A 2,729-nucleotide genomic window follows, 5' to 3' on the forward strand; every position below is an offset into this window, starting at 1 on the left:
GCGCTTCCGATCTCCCGTGCAGCCGGGCGAGGCCCTCGCGCCGGTCGGCGATGGCGCGCGCGGCGTCCCTGAGCCTGCGCTCCTCGGCGGCCAGCTGCCGTTCCAGTTCGGCCCGGTGCGCCGAGGTGTCCTCCAGCGCGCGCTCGGCGGACTCCAGCGCGGCCTCCAGCTCCGCCTCCTGCTCCCGGATCCTGGCCGCCTCGCGCTCCATGTCCTCCGGGTCGCGGCCCCGCCGCTCCTCGTCCGGGGCCGCGGACGCGCTCTTCACCCGGGCGTCGGCGAGCGAGACCGTGCCCCGCACCCGCTCGGCCAGCTGCGACAGCTCGTACCAGGTCTGCTGGGCCCGCTGCAGGCGCGGGGCCAGCTGCCGCACCTCGTCCTCAAGCCCGGCCTCGCGCGACAGCGCCGCTCTGAGCGCCGCCTCCGCTGTCTCCCGGCGCTCCTTCAGCGCGGCCTCGTCGGCGATCTCGGTCCGCAGCGCCCGGCGCATCGTCACCAGGTCGTCGGCGAGCAGCCGCAGCCGTGCGTCCCTGAGATCGGCCTGGATGACGGCGGCCCGCCGGGCGACCGCGGCCTGCCGACCCAACGGCTTGAGCTGACGGCGCAGTTCGTCGGTGAGGTCCTGCACGCGTGCGAGGTTGGCCTGCATCGCGTCCAGCTTCCGCAGCGCCTTCTCCTTGCGCTTGCGGTGCTTCAGTACGCCGGCGGCCTCCTCGATGAAGGCCCGGCGGCCCATCGGATCCGCGTGCAGGACGGAGTCGAGCTGCCCCTGGCCGACGATGACGTGCATTTCGCGGCCGATACCTGAATCGGAGAGCAGTTCCTGGATGTCGAGCAGCCGGCAGGTGTCGCCGTTGATCTGGTACTCACTGCCGCCATTGCGGAACATGATCCGGGTAATGGTGACTTCCGCGTACTCGATGGGCAGCGCACCGTCGGAGTTGTCGATGGTGAGCGAGACCTCGGCGCGGCCCAGCGGCGGCCTGCCGGTCGTCCCGGCGAAGATGACGTCCTCCATCTTGCCGCCGCGCAGCGATTTGGCACCCTGCTCCCCCATCACCCAGGAGAGCGCGTCGACCACATTGGACTTACCCGATCCGTTGGGTCCCACGACACAGGTGATGCCGGGCTCGAACCGGAGGGTGGTGGCCGAGGCAAAGGATTTGAACCCGCGGAGGGTCATGGCCTTGAGGTGCACGCCGCCGGACTCTACCTTTCACTGCCGGTTTCGCCCATGAAGGTGCAGGGCACATCAGACGTTAAAGGAAACCGCACGGCAGTGCGTGAGCGGGGGAAAAGAGCGGGAAGAACCGGGGGGGGAAGAGCCAGGGGAAAGAGCGGACAGAAAGAAGGGACGCCGAAGCGTCCCTTGCATATCCTTGCGCATTGGATCTCAAGCGGCTTTACGGATCAGCCCGGCCCGTACCCTTGTGGGGTGTGGGTCAGGTGAGCGCAGGCTCCGCCTGGGGTACGTCCATGTCGATACCGTCGAGCAACGAGTCTCCGTGGTGCTGGACTGCGGCGGCCAGCGCGTCGTTCTCGGACTGGATCCGTACGAGCTCGGATTCGAGGTCCTGGACGCGCTGCTGGAGCCGTCGCATCTCGGAGAGAAGTCGCGGGTCGGAACCGCCGACGTAACCGAGAAGCGCCTTTGCCATGATGGATGGTCCTCCACACTGAGTGACCGACCGAAGAGTGGTGGGTCGTAGGGGGAATCGCACCCGCGGAACTCGGCAGCCTCTGTCTGTGCTGTTTTCTCTGCGTTTCTCGCTGCCGAGCAGCTGAGGTGCGCGGGGCTTCCAGAGTCTCACCAAAAAGTTTGACGGTCAACACGATCACACCCCGTATCGATGGGCAGACCCGGGGGCACACGCCGGACGGTGTCCGGGGCGGCTCTCCTGCGGGGCCCAGGGGGCGTGGAGATCATTCCTACTGCGGCAGCCTGGCACGGAGCGCGCTTCTTGGCAACCACCAGGCATTTTCTGCCTGGCGGATATGCCAGAGGCAGATCGGTGGACCCCTGCGGCCACCCCCTGGACGGGGCGCGTCAGCGGATCTCGAAGCTCTGGTAGATGCCGCGCGGAGTGTCCCAGATCTCAGTGACACCGTCGACGCGGCCGGGTGTGTCGGACGACCGCAGCCACTCCAGGAGAAGGTCGCACCTCTCGCGCGGCCCTTCGGCGACGACCTGCACCCTGCCGTCCTCCAGATTGAGGGCGAATCCGGTGAGCCCACCGATCCGCAGAGCGTTCGCCCTGGTGAACCAGCGGAACCCGACACCCTGGACCTTGCCGCGCACCCAGGCGGCCAGCCGTACATCTTCGTTCATGTCTGCACGCTAACCGGCCGATTGCCCCGGCAGCACTTCACCCCGACCCCCCATGGACTACAGTCCCGAGCCAATGAACTTCACCTGTACGGGTGAGTCAGGTCGACGCCGGCTCCGAGGCCGGCACAAGGAGGGCACCGCGCATGGGACGCCACAGCGGCAGGAGCCGGGGGGCCACGCCCGTACGCACCGGACTGCTGGGGGTGTCGGCGGCCGTCGCGGTGGGCGCCGTGGCGATGGCATCGGGGCTGCTGCCCGGCGGGGACACCTACACGGTGGGCGGCTCGGGCGGCGGCGACCAGGTCCGCGCCGACGGTGTGCCGGACCTCCAGACCCAGGGCGGATCGACCGCCACCCCCACACCGGCCGCGCGCGCGGCGCCGGCCGGTGCGGCCGCCGA

The 2,729-nt window shown here is 69.3% G+C and carries 3 protein-coding genes and 1 pseudogene; 1 reads left to right on the top strand and 3 read right to left on the bottom strand.

All coding sequences use genetic code 11. The annotated features are described in order from the left end of the window. The 3 genes from G3I19_RS35895 to G3I19_RS35905 all read right to left on the bottom strand — a co-directional run. Positions 1-1,198, bottom strand: a 1,198-nt coding sequence (locus G3I19_RS35895) for an AAA family ATPase (RefSeq protein WP_164267866.1), incomplete at its 3' end; no start/stop codon positions are given. A 244-nt stretch (positions 1,199-1,442) separates the two neighbouring features. Next, on the bottom strand, positions 1,443-1,658 hold the full coding sequence (locus G3I19_RS35900) for a hypothetical protein (RefSeq protein ID WP_164267867.1): 216 nt from the start codon (positions 1,656-1,658) through the stop codon (positions 1,443-1,445). 389 nt (positions 1,659-2,047) lie between these two features. Beyond that, positions 2,048-2,329 (bottom strand): acylphosphatase, encoded by a 282-nt coding sequence (locus G3I19_RS35905; protein ID WP_164267868.1) that lies wholly within the window; start codon positions 2,327-2,329, stop codon positions 2,048-2,050. A gap of 143 nt (positions 2,330-2,472) precedes the next feature. Between G3I19_RS35905 and G3I19_RS35910 the strand changes: the two are divergent. Then, positions 2,473-2,729, top strand: a pseudogene (locus G3I19_RS35910) (CAP domain-containing protein); the annotation flags it as partial.

The sequence above is a fragment of the Streptomyces sp. SID10853 genome, assembly GCF_010548145.1.
GTDB lineage: Bacteria > Actinomycetota > Actinomycetes > Streptomycetales > Streptomycetaceae > Streptomyces.